Here is an 18,713-nt window from a genome sequence, read left to right as displayed (position 1 = left end):
AAATACGTACGGGGGCAGACGTTAATTCGCCTTCAGCAGTTCGCGCGCGATAATGAGTTTCTGCACTTCAGTTGCGCCCTCATAGATGCGAAGTGCGCGTATCTCGCGATAAAGCCGCTCGACGATTTCGCCGCTTTTCACACCGCGACCGCCAAACATCTGCACCGCCTTGTCGATGGTTTGCTGGGCGTTTTCCGTCGCAACCATCTTGGCCATGGCGGCTTCCTTGGTGGTGTTCTGTTTCTGAACGTCGCGCCGCCATGCTGCGCGATAGGTCAAAAGTGCTGCGGCGTCGATATCGGTCGCCATGTCGCCAAGTGTGGCTTGCGTTAGCTGCAAGTCGGCCAATGCGCCGCCGAACATTGGGCGCGACCGTGCATGAGACAGCGCCTCGCTGGCTGCACGACGCGCAAAGCCAAGCGCTGCTGCGGCAACCGATGCGCGGAAAATATCAAGCGTGCGCATGGCGATCTTGAAGCCTTCGCCCGGCGCGCCGAGGCGGCGCGAGGCCGGGATACGGCAGTTGTCGAAGCGGATCGTCGCCAGCGGATGCGGCGCAATCACATCGATGCGCTCCGCGATGGAAAAGCCGGGATCGGTGGCTAACACGACAAAGGCCGAAATGCCCCGCGTGCCGGGCGCTTCGCCGGCGCGGGCAAAGACGGTGTAGACATCGGCGATGCCCCCATTGGAAATCCAGGTCTTTTCACCGTCGAGCACATAATGGTCGCCATCAGCTTTGGCGGCGCAGCTCATCGCCGCCACATCGGACCCTGCCAGTTTTTCCGACAGGGCAAAGGCCGAAATCCATTCACCGCTTGCCACTTTCGGCAGCACGGCCTGCTTGAGTCCGTCCGATGCGGTGAGGCTGATCGCGCCGGTGCCGAGGCCCTGCATGGCAAAAGCGAAATCGGCCAGACCGTCATGATAGGCCAGTGTCTCACGGGCAATGCAGAGCTTGCGGGAATCGATCCCTTCGCCGCCCGTCAGGCTGACGGCTGCTTCCAGCAAACCGGCTTGGCCGAGCGCCTTCACCAAAACACGGCAGGCATTGTCGGTATTGCTGTGATCGACATCGGCCAGCGCCGGGCTTTTAGCAAAGGCATCCAGTTTTGCGGCCCAATCGGCATGGGCTTTGTCAAAAAACGGCCAGTCGAGATGCTCCCGCGTCAGCGGTAGTGCTGCGGAACTATCCATCGTCAGTTCCCCTCGAAAACGGGCTTCTGCTTGGCAGCGAAAGCCTCGAAGGCACGGCGGAAATCCTGCGTCGCCATGCAGATCGCCTGCGCCTGCGCTTCCGATTCCACCAGCTCTTCAATGCCCATTGCCCATTCCTGATTGAGCATGGTCTTGGTCATGCCATGCGCGAACCATGGACCGTCGGCAATATTGCGCGCCAGCGCGTCGGCCTTGCCGATGAGGTCGCCCTGCGGGTGCAGCGCGTTGAAGAAGCCCCAGCGTTCGCCTTCGTCAGCGCTCATGAAGCGTCCGGTATAAAGCAGTTCCGATGCGCGGCCCTGACCGATCAAACGCGGAAGAATGCCACATGCGCCCATATCGGCGCCTGCGAGACCGACGCGGGTAAAGAGGAAAGCTGTCTTTGCTTCCGGCGTCGCGATGCGCAAATCCGATGCCATGGCCAGAATAGCGCCTGCGCCTGCGCAAATGCCGTCAACGGCCGCAATGATCTGCTGCGGACATCTGCGCATGGCCTTTACGACATCGCCGGTCATGCGTGTGAATGCCAGAAGATCGGGCATAGTCATATGGGTCAGCGGTTCGATGATTTCGAACACATCGCCGCCCGATGAGAAGTTTCCGCCAGCGCCGGTCAGCACGATGGTGCGTACGTCGGAGGCGTAGACGAGATCGCGAAACAGATCGCGCAGCTCGGCGTAACTTTCGAATGTCAGCGGATTTTTCCTGTCCGGGCGGTTCAAGGTCAGCGTGGCAACGCGACCGTCTTCGCTTGTCTGCCATAGAAAATGCGTGGCCTGATAATCCTTGAAGGGCTTCAGATTGCTGGCCATCGAAATCGTGCCGTCGGTCATCCTGCCATTACCTCCCCACCGGCGATTGCAATCGCCTGTCCAGTTATCGATTGCGCGCCGGGCGATGTGAGCCACAGCACGGTTTCAGCCACTTCTTCCGGCTGTATCAGGCGTCCCTGCGGGTTCGCTTTGACGAATTCTGCCAGAACATCTTCCTCCGACCGTCCGGTCTTGGCGACAATGGCCGCAATCGAGCGGGAAATGATCGGCGTATCGGTAAAACCGGGGCAAACGGCATTGACCGTCACGCCCTTGCGGGCCAATTCCAGCGCCAGTGCTCTGGTCAGCCCCACGACCCCGTGCTTTGCGGCGCAGTAGGCCGAGACGTAAGCGTAGCCGCTCAGCCCCGCCGTAGACGCAATATTGATAATACGTCCGCCTGTGCCGCCCGATTTAATATCTTCGAGGGTTGCCTGCGTCACATTGAAAACACCGGTCAGATCAATGTCGAGGACGCGGCTCCACATATCGAAGCTCGTTTTCTCGAAAGGTGCGCTCGGCGCTTCCCCGGCATTATTAATGAGAATACCGACCGGCCCGAATGCGGCGCGCGCGCTGTCCAGCCCGGTTGCAATGGCTTCGCGGTTGGTCACATCGAAACCATCGGCAATGAAGTACTGCTGACAGCCCAAAAGGGCGGCGGTTGCTTCCAGCGGTTCGCGACGGCGGCCTGCAAGCGTTACATTCGCCCCGGCGCGCGCAAGGCCAACGGCGATAGCGGCGCCGATGCCGCTACCGGCGCCGGTGACCAGCGCATGCTTGCCGGAAAGGGCAAGGACAACAGCGGCATCGTTCATCGCAATCTCCCCGTTCTCTCGCCGGCTCTATTTCGCGCCTTGCGGCGTAGTTGCGGCGCGGGCGAGATTGGCTTCATACTGATATTTGGCGGAGCGATATTGCTTCGGCCATGCGATCGAGTTGATTCCGATTTTTGCCGCTTCATGCAATGCCCAGGACGGGTCGGCAAGATGCGGTCGGGCCACGGCGCAGAGATCGGCGCGCCCAGCCGCGATGATCGAATTGGCATGATCGGCTTCCGAAATCGCGCCGACGGCAATCGTCGGAATGTGGATTTCGTTGCGGATCTTATCGGAGAACGGGGTCTGGAACAGACGGCCATAAACCGGCTTTTCTTCCTTCCAGACCTGTCCTGACGAACAGTCGATCAGATCGGCGCCAGCAGCCTTGAACATGTCGGCAAAGATCGCCGCATCTTCCGGCGTGTTGCCGCCTTCAAACCAGTCGTGACAGGAAAGACGAACCGAGATCGGTTTGTCCTGCGGCCAGACTTCGCGGATTGCGTAGAAGACTTCCAGCGGATAGCGCGCGCGGTTTTCGTAAGTGCCGCCATATTCATCCTCGCGCCGGTTGGTGAGCGGCGAGAGGAAGCTCGACAGAAGATAGCCATGCGCGCAGTGCAGCTCCAGCCAATCGACGCCCGCTTCTGCGGCGCGTTTGGTGGCGGCGACAAAATCCGCTTTCACCCGGTCCATGTCGGCGCGGTCCATCGCCTTAGGCGTCTGGCTGTTCTTGAGATAGGGAAGGGCGGAAGCAGACAGAAGCGGCCATGCACCATCGTCCAGCGGCTGGTCGATCCCTTCCCATGCAAGCTTGGTCGCACCTTTACGCCCGGCATGGCCGATCTGCATGCCAACCTTCGCATTGCTGTTGCCGTGAATGAAATCTACAACGCGCTTCCAGCCCTCGGCCTGCGCATCGTTCCAGATGCCGAGACAGCCGGGCGTAATCCGCGCATCAGGCGACACGCAGGTCATTTCGGCAAAGACCAGTCCCGCGCCGCCCATAGCGCGGCTACCCAGATGCACCATATGGAAATCGTCGATCAGACCATCGGTCGCGGAATACATTGCCATTGGTGATACGACGATGCGGTTCGCTAGCATCACGCCGCGCAGCGTATAGGGTGTAAACATCGGTGGCAGGCAACGTTCATCGTCCGTCACATTCAGTCCCTGTTTGCGAGCAAACCAGCGCTCATAGCCTTCCAGCCAGTTCTTGTCGCGCAGGCGCAGATTTTCGTGGCTGATGCGTTGCGAGCGCGTCAGCATGGAATACATGAACTGTTCCGGCTCCAGTGTGTCGGCATAACGTTGGCCGACGACCTCGAACCATTCCATGGCGTTGCGCGCTGCGTTCTGAATGCGTGCGACATCGACCCGGCGGATCTCCTCATAGGCATGCAGGACTTCCGGTATGCGCTCCTTACCGTGGCCGAGTTTCTGGAACTGATTGGCAAGCTCAATCGCGTCATCAATGGCAAGTTTGGTGCCTGATCCGATGGCGAAATGCGCGGTATGGGCCGCGTCGCCCATCAGAACGACATGGGAATTGCCGTTGAAATGACTCCATTTCCCGCAAATCAGACGGTTGAAGTTCAGCCAGGCCGAGCCGCGCATATGGCGCGCATTGGTCATCAGCGGCGCACCTTCCAATGTTTCCGCAAAAAGCTTCTCGCAGAATTCTATGGATGCGGACTGGTCCATCTGGTTCAGTCCGTGCGCCAGATAGGCTTCTTCGGTGGTTTCGATGATAAAGGTCGAGGTCTTGTCGTCGAACTTATAGATATGCGCCTGGAACCAGCCGTGATCGGTCTTGCGGAAATCGAAGGTAAAAGCGTCGAACAGCTTTTCCGTGCCAAGCCAGATATACCGATTGGGGCGCACGATCAGATCGGGTTCAAAAACATCCTCATAGCGATTGCGAATGCGCGAGTTCAGACCATCCGAAGCGATGATGAGATCAGCGTCGGGGAAATCGAGATCGCTTTCCACATCGGTTTCAAACTGAAGTTTTACGCCCAGCGCTTCGCAGCGCGCTTGAAGAATGTTGAGCAGGCGCTTGCGTCCGATGCCGACAAAGCCATGACCGCTGGTGCGCTGGCGCGTACCTTTGAACAACACCTCGATATCGTCCCAATGATTGAAGGCGTCCTGAATTTGAGCCGCACTTTCCGGATCCCAGACTTTCATGGATTCCATGGTCGCGTCGGAAAACACAACGCCCCAGCCGAACGTGTCATAGGGGCGGTTCCGCTCCACGACAGTAATATCATGTTCTGGATGAAGCTTCTTCATCAGAAGGCCGAAATAAAGGCCAGCCGGGCCGCCTCCGATACACACGATACGCATGTTGAGTTCCCTTTCCGATTTGCTGCCGAGCGGCGCCGGTTAATTATTTTAAGCTTAAAATATAATTGGGAGTTTCGACCCGTCAAGAGAAAAATTCCAACCGTCCAGATCCCAATTCATGCAAGTGGGAAAATGCTTCCGGGATTAAATATGCAAATGCAATAATTATTGTCACAATGAGAAGCGCTATTGACACATTTGAGAAATGGAAAATATGCTAATGCAAATGAATTGATATTCCGGCAAACGGAAAAAGGGGAATTGTCATGGCGGAGCGCTCATTTGCCCGCGAGGTCGAGGATCTGAAGCTTGGCGCAGGCGATACTTTCAGCGGCGAAGGTATTCTTGCCATCACCAAGGCGCTGTTGCAGTCGGGCGTGTCGTATGTCGGCGGCTATCAGGGTTCGCCGATCTCCCATCTCATGGACGTTCTCGCGGATGCAAAGGACGTGATGGAAGATCTGGGCGTCCATTTTGAATCGTCTGCATCGGAAGCCGCAGCGGCTGCCATGCTTTCCGCCTCAGTAATGTATCCGGTACGCGGCGCGGTCACTTGGAAATCGACGGCTGGCACCAATGTCGCCTCCGATGCCCTGTCTAATCTTGCCTCGGGTGGCGTGACCGGCGGTGCGTTGGTTATCATTGGCGAAGATTATGGCGAAGGCTCCTCCATCATGCAGGAGCGAAGCCATGCCTATGCGATGAAATCGCAAATATGGCTTATGACCCCAAGGCCAAGTTTGCCCTCGATCGTGGAAGCCGTTGAAAAAGGTTTTGAGCTGTCGGAAGCTTCAAACACTCCGGTGATGTTGCAGGTCGGAATTCGTAGTTGCCATGTGCACGGTCAGTTTGTTGCGAAGGATAACAAGCGACCTGCCCACACGCTGGCCGAAGCGTTGGAAAACCCGAAACGCGATGTAAACCGCATCGTCCTGCCGCCAGCATCTTTTCTGCACGAGAAGGAAAAGCTCGAAAAGCGCTGGCCCGCTGCCGTGGAGTTCATCAAGGCTAATCGTCTCAACGAATATTTCGGCCCACAAGATGGCGATGTTGGCATCATCTTGCAAGGCGGGCTCTACAACAGCGCCATGCGGGCCTTGCAGCAAATGGGGCTGGCGGATGTCTACGGCGCAAGTCGCGTCCCGCTCTATGTGATGAATGTCGCCTATCCGATGATAGACGACGAAGTTATAGCTTTCGTTGCCGGTAAGAAAGCTGTGCTGATGCTGGAAGAAGGGGCGCCCGAATATATCGAGCAGGCGCTGCACACACTGTTACGCCGCCGCGATATCCACACAAAACTGTCTGGCAAGGATGTGTTGCCGCTGGGCGGTGAGTACACGACGCCCGTGCTTTTGAAGGGGCTGATGGCGTTTCTCGATGCGCATGCGCCGCAGTTGCTCGGCAATCGCCCGCCGCTGCCCGATCCATCACAGGTTCTGGCCGATGCGCGGGTCAAGGCGCTGGCCGAAGTGGTGCCACCGCGTCCCGCCGGCTTCTGTACCGGTTGCCCGGAACGACCGATCTTTGCTGCCATGAAGCTGGTGGAAAAGGAGCTGGGCGAGCATCACGTTTCAGCAGATATTGGCTGCCATCTCTTTTCCATCTTGCCACCATTCAATCTCGGCGGCACGACTATGGGGTATGGTCTTGGTCCCGCTTCGGCTTCCGCATTCAATGTACCTGCTGGCAAACGCTCGATTTCGGTAATGGGCGACGGCGGTTTCTGGCACAACGGCCTTGCCACTTCGGTCGGCAATGCCGTCTTCAACAAGCAGGATGGTGTCATCCTCGTGGTCGATAATTACTATTCGTCGGCGACGGGCGGTCAGGATCTGATGTCGTCCAGAGCGTTCAATCCGAGTCGCCAGACCAACAATTCCATCGTCGATGCAGTCAAGGGGATCGGTGCGGGTTGGGTTCGCCAGATCGACCATACCTATGATGTTGCAAAGATGCGCGACACGTTGAAGGAAGCGCTGACGACGGAAGAAAAAGGCCCAAAGATCATCGTGGCGTCGTCGGAATGCATGCTCAACAAGCAGCGCCGCGTAAAGCCGCAATTCGCCAAGGCCGTCAAGGACGGCATGCGGATGATCAAGCAGCGTTTCGGCGTCGATGAGGACGTGTGCACCGGCGATCACGCCTGCATCCGCCTGTCGGGTTGCCCGTCGCTTTCGGTGAAACACACTGATGATCCGCTGAAGGACGACCCGGTCGCGGCCATCGACAATTCCTGTGTCGGTTGCGGCAATTGCGGCGAGGTTTCGGAAGCCGCGGTTCTGTGCCCGTCCTTCTATCGCGCCGATATCATCCATAATCCGACAAGTTGGGACAAGTTTGTGCATCATCTGCGCTCCAGTGTCATCGGTTGGCTGCAAAAGCGCCGCCGGGCATCGCGCATCGTCTTTGCGGATTGAGGTTCAGGCCATGTCCACAATGTCCACACTACCTGCATCGCCGTCCGCTGTTCTTTCGCAGGACAAGCCGCTATCGATTGCCATACTTGCCATGGGAGGTCAGGGCGGCGGCGTTCTGGCTGACTGGGTCGTCGCGCTGGCGGAAGCCAATGGCTGGATCGCGCAGACAACCTCTGTGCCTGGCGTCGCGCAGAGAACCGGTGCAACGATCTATTATCTTGAGCTGCTGCGTGCACGAGAAGGTGCCCATCCGATCTTGTCGCTGATGCCTACGCCGGGTGACGTGGACATCGTCATTGCGGCCGAATTGATGGAAGCGGGGCGCTCGGTGCTGCGTGGTCTCGTGACGCCGGACAAGACCTTGCTCATCACCTCAACCCATCGCTCCTTCGCAGTGGGTGAAAAGGAAAAGCCGGGCGACGGCACCGGCAATCCTGTCGTTGTCGAGGATGCGACAGCCTTTGCTGCGCGCAAGACCATTGCTTTTGATATGGAAGCGCTGGCAACGAAAAGTGGTAGCGTGGTGTCATCGGCTTTGTTCGGGGCGCTCGCAGCTTCCGGCGCTTTACCTTTCGAGAAAGCTGCCTTTGAAGAGACCATCAAATCTGGCGGCAAGGGCATTGAGGCAAGTCTGAGAGCCTTTGAAGCAGCCTTTCAGCGTGCGCTTGGCGGCGCAAATGACAAGCTTGCGGCAACGCCCGCAAAGCGACTCGACCCTTTGCCAGAACAGGCTGATCATCCTGTTCTGGATGCTCTGCTGACCCGCATTCGCAGTGAATTTCCGGGCGAATGTCATTCGATGCTTTTTGCAGGCATTAAGAAATTGACCGATTTTCAGGATCCAGCCTATGCGGACGAATATCTGACCCGCTGTTCGGCCCTGTTCAACGCCGATCTTGATAATGGCGGGGCGGTTCAGAGTTACGCATTTACTGTGCAGGCGGCAAAATATGTCGCTATCGCAATGGCTTATGACGATGTGGTTAGAGTGGCCGACATCAAGGTGCGCGGCTCACGCTTCGAGCGGATACGCAAGGAGATCGGCCTTAAGAAAGGTCAGATTGCCTATACGACCGAGTATATGCATCCGCGTATGGAAGAGGTGTGCGGTACATTACCAAGCGGCATCGGCGCATGGATCGAAAGCCGGCCGAAGCTCTTTACCTGGCTCGACAAGCGCTTCAGCAAGGGGCGCAGAGCCAATACAGGAACGCTGTTCTGGTTTACTGGTCTCTATGTCGTTTCGGGATTGCGTCGCTTCCGGCGCGGCAGTCTACGCTATCGGCGCGAGACGGAACATCGTGAAGCCTGGCTGAAACAGGCGCTTGTCACCCTGCCGCGCAACTACGATCTCGCTGTTGAAGTTCTCGCCTGCCGCCGCTTGGTCAAGGGGTATTCCGATACGCATTCGCGTGGTCTTTCCAAATTCGACCGCGTCTTGTCTGCCCTGCCTGCTCTGACCGAGCGCGACGACGGTGCGGCCTGGCTGCGGCGCCTGCGGCAAGCGGCCTTGCTGGATGAGCAAGGCATCGCGCTCGACGGCGCGCTGAAAACAATCGCGACGCTCTGATCAAAGAGCGTCGGGGCATCACAGAGCTGCCTGAACACACATCTTCGATATGAAGATTCGGCGTGCAAGAGGAAGCACGCCGCCGTTTCAAAAAAAGGGGAAATGACTATGTCTCAAGCACAGAGCATAGATGCGCCGGCTGTAGCCGGACGGGAGATATCTGCGGGCAAAAGTCTACTCGTTGTGAGCCTGTGTTGGCTCGCGATTTTCGCGGAAGGCTATGATGTCGGTGTCATTGGGGCCATTCTTCCGGCCTTGTCGGTCGATCCGGTCTGGCAACTAACGCCGATAGAGCTTGGCGCCATTGGCAGCTACACGGTTATCGGTATGCTGATCGGTGGGATTATTGTCGGCACGCTGAGCGAACTCCATGGACGCAAGCCGCTCTTCATCGCCTGCATCACCTTGTTTTCGCTGTGCATGATCGTTAGCGCCATGGCGCCCACGGCCTTCATATTCGGGTTAAGCCGCTTCATCTCAGGGATAGGCCTTGGCGGCATCATTCCGGTCGCAGCCGCGCTTACTGTGGAATATTCCCCAGTGAAGAAGAAGAGCTTCAATTACGGTCTTATGTATTCGGGCTATTCAATGGGATTGCTTGCCGCCGCTCTATGTGGTCGTGGCTTCCTCGAAGATCATGGCTGGCGCACCATCGTCCTGATCGGAGCTATCCCGCTGCTTTTCATTCCGATCTTCCTCGCACTTTTACCGGAAAGTGTTGAATCGCTGGTTCAGCGCGGCAAGCATGATGCGGCGCATAAAATGGCACAGCGCATGGGTGTTAGCGTTCCGGCCACGATTGTCCGCAAGCAGGGCGAGGTCGGCTGGCGCACTGTTTTCAGTGAAATTTTCTCCCCGAAAAAGGCATTTGAAACAGCCTGTTTCTGGATCGCATTGTTCATGGGGCTGCTGCTGGTCTATGGCCTCGCACAATGGTTGCCGCAGATCATGCGCAAGAACGGTTATGATCTGGGTAACAGCCTGCTGTTTCTAGCGGTCTTCAGCCTGAGTTCTGCAATCGGCGGTATTGTATTGGGGACATGGGCAGATCGTTTCGGCGTTCGACGCACGGTCGCCTGTTCCTATGCGCTGGGCGCACTTGGCATCGTGGCGCTTGCCTTCAAGGGTTCACTGCTGATGAATTATGTTTTTGTCGCGATTGCCGGCTTCGGTACCGTGTCCGCGTCGCTGGTCCTCACAGGCTTTCTCGCCCAGCGGCTCGATTCCTCGATCCGCTCGGCTGGAACAGGCTGGGCGCTGAGTTTCTCGCGCATCGGTGCGCTGTCAGGTCCGCTTCTGGGTGGGCTGGTCGCTAGCCTCAGTGTCGGGCCGCAATGGAATTTCTACATCTTTGCCATCGTTGCAGCTTTGGCGGCTGTAGCAACTGCGCTGATCCCGTCACGCCCGACGGATTGATGTATTGATGAATGCCGATCCGTTCTTAAAAGCGGATCGGCTTGTTGTCGTTCAAACCGTCAAAGTTCGTTCTTGCGGATATTACGCAGCATTTTCTGCAAGGTGCCGACAAAGGCGCGGTGTTCGTCTTCATCGATACCTTCAAACAATTGTAGTAGCAGATCATACATGGCCGGCCATGCTTCGTTGAAGATAGTACGGCCTTCTTCAGTTAGCGAAATATCACGGATGCGCATATCTTCGGCGCGCGCCTGGCGACGAATATAACCTTGCTCCTCAAGTGAATCGAGCGTGCGGCTCATCGTAGATTGTTCGGTCACGGTGAAGACCGCGAGCTCGTTGATCGTGGCCGAAGGCGTAACACTCAACACGGCGAGCGTTCGCAGTTTGACAGTCGTGATCTGGCGGTCTTTAAGTGCTTCCGCAAGGTTTGCATTATAGCGTGCCATCAGGCGGTTCATCAGGTATGGCGCAAAACTGTTCAAGCCGATCTCGCCCAGCGAACGCGCGGGGTTCTCCTTCTGGTGCTCTGAGGCCAGAACCGTACCTGAGAAGCGTTCCTCCATGAATTCCCTCGCTATCCATTTGTTTTAACGCGCATCTTAACCGAAAACCGTTTCACACTTTTCGTGATGCGCTTTACATGGTTGCAACAGTCATGCGCCCGATGCCGCTAAGCATCAGGCGCAACCCGACGCTCTCATCGGTGTTAATAGCGGTTGTGGAAAGATGCCAGAAAAAAAGGCGGATTCGACCTCGCAATCGCATCCGCTGCGGTTATCGGATAAGGGAGGGGACACCTCGTCCGAAAGCTGAACTCGCGCCACACAGCGTGAAAGATTAAGCAGATGATCTGATCCAGCATTTCGCTGTTCTGGCTATTAAGGACAGAGGAAATTGACAGCGCGGCTTTCAGGATCGCATAGCGTGTCTATGACATTGCAATGATGCATGCCATCGATCTCCCAGGAGCTGGTTTTTATTCCCAACCCATGCCAGATGTTTTCCAGCAGGGCGTTTTGTCGTCTGAACTCCATCAGCTCATTGCCACCGACGCAGCAATAAAAGGCAATATCTGCACGCGGGCGGTGCAGGGCGGGGCTCTCCGCGACAGCTTCTGCCTCGTCCATAGAGAAAATGTCGTTCATCGCCGTTCTGAGAAGGGGGCGTAAATCATGCAGACCGCTGATTGAAAGAACACGCTTTGCTCGTTCCGCCGTCGTCGCAGCGATGGGCGCATTTTCGCACGACATGCGGCTGACAAGATGCCCTCCCGCGGAGTGGCCGGTCAAGGCGATATCGCCATCCACTTCCCGTGCCAGATGGTCGAGGAAGCGGCCGATTTCCAGTGTGATGTCGGAAATACGAACTTCTGGACATAGCGTATAGCTCGGCATGGCGACGCGATATCCGCGCTCAAGCGGGCCTTGGGCCAGATGCGACCAGAAGCTTTTGTTCAACCCTTTCCAATAGCCGCCATGAACATAGACGAGCGTGCCTTTTGCCGTACCTTCCGGCAGAAAGAGGTCGTAATGGTTCCGTGCGCCGTCGGCATAGGCGATGTCAGGTATCAGGCGTCCCTGATCGCGCATTCTCTCGCGAAAGCCGGATGCCCGCTCCGCCCAGCGTGGTGGATAGGTGGCTGAATCGCTGATGGCCTTCATATTGTCATAGGCAGTATCGTAGTCGTGAAGCACTAAGGTCTCCTGCGTATTTCATGAGTGAAGCTGTACGTCAGGCGCGGGCCTCGGTCGCCGCCTGCGCACGCAGGGCAGATCGCTGCAATTTTCCGGATTCTGTTTTGGGCAGGCTGGAAACCCAGCATATTTGGCGTGGGTACTTATAGGGGGCAAGTTCGCTTTTGACGTGACTTTGCAGTCTTTCCTGCAAACTCGCGTCGCCGTTATAGCCTTCGTTCAGTACCACATAGGCTTTGACGATGCAGCCCCGTTCGTCATCGGGCGCTGCCACCACACCGCATTCCGCCACAGCGGGATGGGCGAGCAGGCTGGCCTCGACCTCCGGTCCGGCAATATTATATCCGGCGGACACGATCATGTCGTCATTGCGCGCCTGATACCAGAAGTAGCCGTCCGCATCCATGACATAGGTATCACCGGTGATGTTCCAGCCATTCTCGACATACTTGGCCTGGCGCGCGTCGGCAAGATATTTGCAGCCGAGCGGCCCGCGAACGGCCAGGCGTCCGGGGGTGCCAGGTGCACATTCCTGCCCATTGTCATCAATGACGCGTGCTTCATAACCGGGGATAGGCTTGCCCGTCGCGCCGGGGCGAATTTCTTCTTCCGGTGCGGATATGAAAATGTGCAGCATTTCCGTTGCGCCGATGCCGTCTGCCAGGGAAAGACCGGTTGCACGCTTCCACGCTTCGAAAGTGGGGAGGGGCAGAGCCTCCCCTGCTGAAACGCATTTGCGCAGCGAAGAAAGATCGTACTGGTCAATCTTTGAAAGCATCGCTCTATAAGCGGTAGGCGCCGTGAAACAGACAGTCGGTTTATATTCTCCGATAGCCAGCGCCAGATCGTGCGGTGCTGTCTTTGCAGGCAGCACGGTCGAAGCACCGATCCTGAAGGGAAAGAGGACCAACCCGCCAAGACCGAACGTGAAAGCGAGCGGCGGCGAGCCGATGAAAATATCATCCTCTGTCGCATTCAATATGTGATGTGCATAGCAATCGCAGACAATCAGGAGATCGCGGTGAAAATGTATGGTCGCTTTCGGTAAGCCGGTGGTGCCGGACGTAAAGCCGAGTAGGCACGGATCGTCGGCCCGTGTGGCAACCGCCTCGAAGTCAGCGGATGCATCGGCCAGCATTGCGCCAAGTTCCCCACCCGCATTGTCCTCCCAAGTTACCAGTGTTTTGATGAAGTCAGTTTGCGCCACTGCACTCTGCATCTCACTGATGAGGGCATTGTCGCAAAAAGCAATGCTGATTTCAGCCTTGTCGATAATTTGGACCAGCTCTCTGGCGCGCAGTAGCGGCATAGTTGCGACGACAACGCCGCCCGCCTTGATGATCGCCAGATAGAGCGCAATCTTTGTCGGATTATTGCCGGAGCGGATCATCACACGATTGCCGGCTTTCATGCCGAGTTTGTCCGTCAGCACATTGGCGATCTTGTTGATCATCGCGGCAAGTTCGCTATAGGTCCAGCGTATGCCGGGTGCCTGCAATGCAATGCGATCGCCTTTGCCGTTTGCAAGATGTACATCCACCAGTTCGTGGGTGGCATTCAGCTGTTCCTGGTAGCCAAGTGTCTCGAGGTTGATGATATCCGGTAGAAGTTCCGCAGCCGGGAGATTATCCAGAACGAATGTGTCCACATGAGCGCTGGGATGCATGCTCGTCTCCTGTCAATGCCAGTAGTTTACGTTTGTCCAAGGGTCAAACGTGCAAGTAACGTTCCTTGACGTCCGGGGTGTTCAGGAGGGCAGCGTTATCGCCGCTCCACACCACGCGGCCCTTTTCAATAACCACGTGACGGTCTGCGAAGCGCGCCAGCGCATCGACGTTCTTGTCAATAACGAGGATCGCTTCGCCTTCGTCCTTGATGTTGCGCAGACAGGACCAGATCTCTTCCCGCATGAGCGGAGACAAGCCTTCGGTCGCTTCGTCCAGAACGACCATTTTCGGATTGGTCATCAATGCGCGACCGACTGCCAGCATCTGCTGCTCCCCTCCGGAAAGCTGGTTGCCCATGTTGCGCCGCCGTTCCTTCAGGCGCGGAAACATCCGATAAATGCTCTCCAGCGTCCATTTGGACGAGTGGGCGTCCGATCGCCGTGTGGCCAAAAGGTTTTCCTCGACGCTCAACGTCGGAAATATCTGCCGGCCTTCGGGGACCAGGCCGAGCCCCTCGCGTGCAATCGCAAAGGGCGGTTTTCCGGTAACATCATGCCCATTGACGAAAACCTTGCCCCCCTTGGGAGGCAGTAAGCCGAAGATCGACTTGATCGTCGTGGTTTTGCCCATGCCGTTCCTGCCGAGGATTGTGACGACTTCACCTGCACCGACTTCAAAGTCTATGCCGAAGAGGATACGAGACTGGCCATAAGCGTTCTGTAGTCCCTCGACTTTCAGCATCATGCAGCCTCCTCTTCACCGAGATAGGCGGCGCGCACATCCGGATCGGAGCGCACGGCGTCGGGTGTTCCGGACGCGATAACGCGGCCGTAGACGAGGACGCTCACCTGATCGGCCAGCGAGAAAACGGCATCCATGTCGTGCTCTATCAGAACCAGCGTATGGGTCTGGCGCAATGTACGCATCAACTCGACCAGCACAGCGGACTCCTCGTGGCTCGTGCCAGCCAGTGGTTCGTCAAGCAGCAGCATCTGCGCCTTCGTGGCAAGCGCGATGGCGATCTCAAGCTGGCGCTTTTCGCCATGTGAAAGCTCTCCGGCCTGGCGATCGGCGCGGTCGTCGAGCCGCACACGGGCAAGCGCTGCCATGGCTTGCTCGTTGATCTCTACTTCCTTTCTTGCAGCCTGAAAGAAACGGAAGCTTGAGCCTGATCGCGCCTGGACGGCCAGAGCGACATTTTCAAGCACGCTGAAGCCTTCCAGAACCGAAGTGATCTGAAACGACCGCGCAAGCCCCAAATGGACACGGCTGGGCATGGTCAGATCAGAGATGTCACGACCATCAAAGATGACCGAACCGCGGTCGCTTTTGAGATTGCCCGAAAGCTGGTGTATCAAGGTGGTCTTTCCAGCACCGTTCGGTCCGATCAGCGCGTGAATTTCGCCGCGTCTGACGGTAAGATTGATACCGTCGGTGACTTTGAGCGCACCAAAGCTTTTATGCAAGTCGCGGACCTGAAGAAGCTCATCCGACATCGGAACCTCCACGCAGCTTGCGGATCAGCCCGCCAATACCGTCGCGGCTGAACAGCACGACGAGGACAAGGAAAAGGCCAAGGCCGAGTTTCCAGTGTTCGGAGAAATGAGCGAGCACTTCTTCCAGCAGGATGAAGGCGGTTGCACCGAGGACCGGGCCAATCAATGTACCCATGCCACCCAGCACCACCATGATGATCAGCTCGCCTGAGCGCTGCCAGCTCATGAAAGCGGGTGAAACGAACTGGATCTGATTGGCTAGCAGCACACCCGCAATGGTTGCCGCCACACCGGCAATGACATAGGCAGTAAGCTGAAACGAGAAAGGCGAGAAGCCGATGGCGCGCATGCGCACTGGATTGTCCCGCGTTCCGCGCAGGACGCGACCGAAGCGTGATTGCACCAGCGTGCGAAAAGTGAAAAACGCGCAGGCCAGAACCGCCAGCACGAAATAGAACAGCATCAGATTGCTTGAAAGCAAAGTATTGCCGAACAGTGTCGAGCGGGTGGACAGCGTCATTCCGTCGTCGCCGCCAAAGGCCGACAGGGAAACCATGAAAAAGAATGCCATTTGGCCGAAGGCCAACGTTATCATGATGAAATAGACGCCGCTTGTTCTCAGCGAGATATAGCCGGTAACGAGTGCAAAGAGCGCAGCAACGACTATGGCCACGATCAATTGGAGGATCAGGTCATCGATCCCATAACTCGACAAGATGCCCACCGCATAAGCGCCTATTCCGATATAAGCGGCATGGCCGAATGAAACGAGCGCGCCGTAGCCCATAATGAAATTGAGAGAAAGTGCTGCTAGCGCGAAGATCATGATGCGGGTCACGATCACGAGAAGAAAGCTGTCATCCAGAACGGATGCGAGAAGCGGAACGGTTGCAAAGGCGGCAAAGACTAGCCATGGACCTACTCCCAGTAAAAGTGACTGTTGGCTTTTCACCTTGTCTGCGAGAGCGGTCTCGCGGGAACTGTTATTGATAATCTCGCTCATCGCGTGCCTCCCTGCGCCGGGAAGAGACCTGTCGGGCGGAAATAAAGCACGGCTGCCATCAGGATATAGGTGAGCATCGGCACAAGCGTACGGCCCATCTGGGATGCGGCAGCCGGGTCAAGCAGGTTACGGAGCAGCATCGGCCCGAATGTACGGCCAAGTGTATCGACCAGACCGACGGCGAGAGCCGCAACAAAGGCACCGCGCACGGAGCCGACACCACCGATCACAATGACGACGAAAGCGAGGATCAGGATAGAATCGCCCATGCCCGGATCGACGGAAAGGATAGGGGAGATCATGCCGCCGGCGAAGCCGGCAAGCATTGCGCCAAGTCCGAAAACCACCATGAACAGGCGCCGGATATTGATGCCGAGAGCCGAAACCATATCGCCGTTGGTCGCCCCGGCGCGCAATAACATGCCGATGCGCGTGTGATTGACGAGGACATAAAGGCTTACTGCCGTCAGAAGACCTGCCGCGATAATCAGCAGGCGATAAACCGGATAGCGCAGATTTCCAAAAAGCTGGATGGAGCCGGAAAGCGTTTCCGGCATTGGTACGCTGAGCGGAGCTGCACCCCAGATGATTTTTACCAGTTCGTTCACGATCAGGATCAACCCGAACGTCGCCAGAACCTGATCGAGATGGCTGCGTTCGTATAATCGGCGAAAGACCAATACTTCGAGCACGATGCCAATGACGAGCGTCACGGGCAGCGCGATAAATATGCCGTAAAAGAAACTACCGGTCATGGCGGTGAAGGTCGCTGTCAGATAGGCGCCAACCATGTAAAGTACGCCATGCGCCAGATTGATCAGATCCATGACGCCGAAGATCAGTGTCAAACCGGCGGCGACGAGAAAGAGCAAGATGCCGAACTGAATACCGTTAAGGGATTGCAGCAGAAAAAGATTGAACATGGGGGCTGTCCGGAACTCGTTGTACAGAAATCCAGTTCGCGCCAGACAGGCTGGCGTGAACTGTTTCAGACTTGGAAATTGAGAAGGTTGAGCTCATCGGAGCTCCCTTCTTCGACCGGATTACATCTTGCATTCAGCTGCGTAATTGTCCTTGTAATCGTTGAAGACCGTTTCAACGTAGGACGTGGCGAACTGTCCGTCGTCTCGCTTGACGACTTTGGTCAGATAGAAATTCTGGATCGGAAAGTGGTTGTCGCCAAAGCTGAAGTCACCACGCGGCGAGGTAAACTCGGCGTCTTTCATTGCGGCCCGCAAGGCTTCCTTGTCGGCGATATTGCCATTGACCTGCTTGACCGCAGCATCGATCAGCATGGCGGCGTCATAAGCCTGCACGGCATAGGTTGCCGGGATGCGCTTGAACTTGGCCTCATAGGCAGTGGCGAATTCCTTGGCGGCAGGCGAATCGAGATTCGGCGCCCAGTTGGAGCCGGCGAAGAAGCCGACAGCCGCATCCTGCTGCGCGGGCAGGGTGGTCTCGTCCACTGTGAAAGCGGAGAGGAACGGCGTACCTTCAAGACCGGCCTGGCGATATTGCTTAACGAAGTTCACGCCCATGCCACCGGGCAGGAATGCATAGACGGCGTCAGGCTGTTCGGCTGCGATCTGCGCGAGTTCTGCCGAATAGTCGAGCTGGCCGAGCGGCACGTAGATTTCCTGTGCGACTTCGTTTTTGTAGGAATGCTTGAAACCGGCCAGCGCGTCCTTGCCCGCCTGATAGTTCGGGGCGATCAGGACAACACGTTGGTAGTTTTGTTTGTCCGCATACTTGCCGGAAACTTCATGCATCTGGTCGTTCTGATAGGATGTGACGAACAGATTGGCATTGCAGTCCTTGCCGGCTAGGTTGGACGTGCCTGCATTGGTCGAGATCAGGAACGCGCCGGAATCGGTCGCTGGCTTGACGATGGCGTTGAGGACGTTTGAAAAGATTGGTCCCACGACAAAATCCACTTTGTCGCGCTGGATCATCTGCTGGACCTTGTTGACGCCGATATCTGGTTTCTGCTCGTCGTCCTGAATGATAATTTCGGCATCGAGGCCGCCGAGCTTGTTGCCAAGCTTCTCCATAGCAAGCAGAAAGCCATCACGGGATTGCTCACCCAGCAAGGCCGCTGGCCCGCTGAGCGTATAAATCAAACCGATCTTGATCTTGCCTTCTTCGGCCTGCGCTGTCCCGTTCAACATGGTCGCGGCGAGCAGCGCGAAGGCCGCTTTCGTCGAAATTTTCATTGTTCCACCTCAATTGCAGATTTCTGCTTTG

Annotated in this window: 15 protein-coding genes; 3 read left to right on the top strand and 12 right to left on the bottom strand. The window is 56.9% G+C overall.

What is annotated here, in order from left to right; genetic code table 11:
* Positions 1-21: 21 nt before the first annotated feature.
* Genes FJQ48_RS06080 through FJQ48_RS06065 form a run of 4 tightly spaced genes read right to left on the bottom strand, consistent with a single transcriptional unit; the run spans position 22 to position 5,200 of the window.
* Complete coding sequence (locus tag FJQ48_RS06080; RefSeq protein WP_139974299.1) at positions 22-1,197, bottom strand: acyl-CoA dehydrogenase family protein; 1,176 nt, start codon at positions 1,195-1,197, stop codon at positions 22-24.
* 2 nt (positions 1,198-1,199) lie between these two features.
* Positions 1,200-2,051, bottom strand: coding sequence for an enoyl-CoA hydratase family protein (locus tag FJQ48_RS06075; protein ID WP_139974298.1), 852 nt, complete (start codon positions 2,049-2,051; stop codon positions 1,200-1,202).
* On the bottom strand, positions 2,048-2,848 hold the full coding sequence (locus FJQ48_RS06070) for an SDR family NAD(P)-dependent oxidoreductase (protein WP_139974297.1): 801 nt from the start codon (positions 2,846-2,848) through the stop codon (positions 2,048-2,050). Before FJQ48_RS06070 ends, FJQ48_RS06075 begins: the two co-directional genes overlap by 4 nt.
* 27 nt (positions 2,849-2,875) lie before the next feature.
* The gene (locus FJQ48_RS06065; RefSeq protein WP_139974296.1) at positions 2,876-5,200 is read right to left on the bottom strand and encodes a bifunctional salicylyl-CoA 5-hydroxylase/oxidoreductase; all 2,325 of its coding nucleotides are present in this window, start codon (positions 5,198-5,200) and stop codon (positions 2,876-2,878) included.
* 266 nt (positions 5,201-5,466) lie between these two features.
* Between FJQ48_RS06065 and FJQ48_RS06060 the strand changes: the two genes are divergently transcribed.
* The 3 genes from FJQ48_RS06060 to FJQ48_RS06050 all read left to right on the top strand — a co-directional run bounded on the left by FJQ48_RS06060 (position 5,467) and on the right by FJQ48_RS06050 (position 10,606).
* A complete protein-coding gene (locus tag FJQ48_RS06060) occupies positions 5,467-7,620 on the top strand; it encodes an indolepyruvate ferredoxin oxidoreductase subunit alpha (RefSeq protein ID WP_139974295.1) in 2,154 nt (717 codons plus the stop codon).
* A 19-nt stretch (positions 7,621-7,639) separates the two neighbouring features.
* The gene (locus FJQ48_RS06055; RefSeq protein WP_139974615.1) at positions 7,640-9,190 is read left to right on the top strand and encodes an indolepyruvate oxidoreductase subunit beta family protein; all 1,551 of its coding nucleotides are present in this window, start codon (positions 7,640-7,642) and stop codon (positions 9,188-9,190) included.
* Positions 9,191-9,298: 108 nt separating this feature from the next.
* Complete coding sequence (locus FJQ48_RS06050) at positions 9,299-10,606, top strand: MFS transporter (protein ID WP_139974294.1); 1,308 nt, start codon at positions 9,299-9,301, stop codon at positions 10,604-10,606.
* A gap of 59 nt (positions 10,607-10,665) precedes the next feature.
* Here FJQ48_RS06050 and FJQ48_RS06045 read toward each other — a convergent pair whose 3' ends face one another.
* The 8 genes from FJQ48_RS06045 to FJQ48_RS06010 all read right to left on the bottom strand — a co-directional run bounded on the left by FJQ48_RS06045 (position 10,666) and on the right by FJQ48_RS06010 (position 18,682).
* Positions 10,666-11,172 carry a MarR family transcriptional regulator gene (locus tag FJQ48_RS06045; protein WP_139974293.1) on the bottom strand — a complete coding sequence of 169 codons (507 nt, stop codon included), beginning with the start codon at positions 11,170-11,172 and terminating at the stop codon, positions 10,666-10,668.
* 315 nt (positions 11,173-11,487) lie between these two features.
* Positions 11,488-12,303, bottom strand: coding sequence for an alpha/beta hydrolase (locus FJQ48_RS06040; RefSeq protein WP_139974292.1), 816 nt, complete (start codon positions 12,301-12,303; stop codon positions 11,488-11,490).
* Between the two features lie 37 nt (positions 12,304-12,340).
* Positions 12,341-13,969 (bottom strand): benzoate-CoA ligase family protein, encoded by a 1,629-nt coding sequence (locus FJQ48_RS06035; protein ID WP_139974291.1) that lies wholly within the window; start codon positions 13,967-13,969, stop codon positions 12,341-12,343.
* Positions 13,970-14,012: 43 nt separating this feature from the next.
* Positions 14,013-14,711, bottom strand: a complete 699-nt coding sequence (locus FJQ48_RS06030; protein ID WP_139974614.1) for an ABC transporter ATP-binding protein — start codon at positions 14,709-14,711, stop codon at positions 14,013-14,015.
* Positions 14,711-15,466: an ABC transporter ATP-binding protein gene (locus tag FJQ48_RS06025; protein ID WP_139974290.1), complete on the bottom strand. Its 756-nt coding sequence runs from the start codon at positions 15,464-15,466 to the stop codon at positions 14,711-14,713. Before FJQ48_RS06025 ends, FJQ48_RS06030 begins: the two co-directional genes overlap by 1 nt.
* Complete coding sequence (locus FJQ48_RS06020; RefSeq protein ID WP_139974289.1) at positions 15,456-16,469, bottom strand: branched-chain amino acid ABC transporter permease; 1,014 nt, start codon at positions 16,467-16,469, stop codon at positions 15,456-15,458. Before FJQ48_RS06020 ends, FJQ48_RS06025 begins: the two co-directional genes overlap by 11 nt.
* Positions 16,466-17,392: a branched-chain amino acid ABC transporter permease gene (locus tag FJQ48_RS06015; RefSeq protein WP_139974288.1), complete on the bottom strand. Its 927-nt coding sequence runs from the start codon at positions 17,390-17,392 to the stop codon at positions 16,466-16,468. The genes FJQ48_RS06020 and FJQ48_RS06015 overlap by 4 nt, the downstream gene beginning before the upstream one ends.
* 120 nt (positions 17,393-17,512) lie before the next feature.
* Positions 17,513-18,682 (bottom strand): ABC transporter substrate-binding protein, encoded by a 1,170-nt coding sequence (locus FJQ48_RS06010; RefSeq protein ID WP_139974287.1) that lies wholly within the window; start codon positions 18,680-18,682, stop codon positions 17,513-17,515.
* Positions 18,683-18,713: the final 31 nt, after the last annotated feature.

It is taken from the genome of Ochrobactrum sp. CGA5 (assembly GCF_006345815.1).
In the GTDB taxonomy this organism is placed as follows: Bacteria; Pseudomonadota; Alphaproteobacteria; order Rhizobiales; family Rhizobiaceae; genus Brucella.
This window is presented reverse-complemented; position numbering and strand designations above follow the sequence as displayed.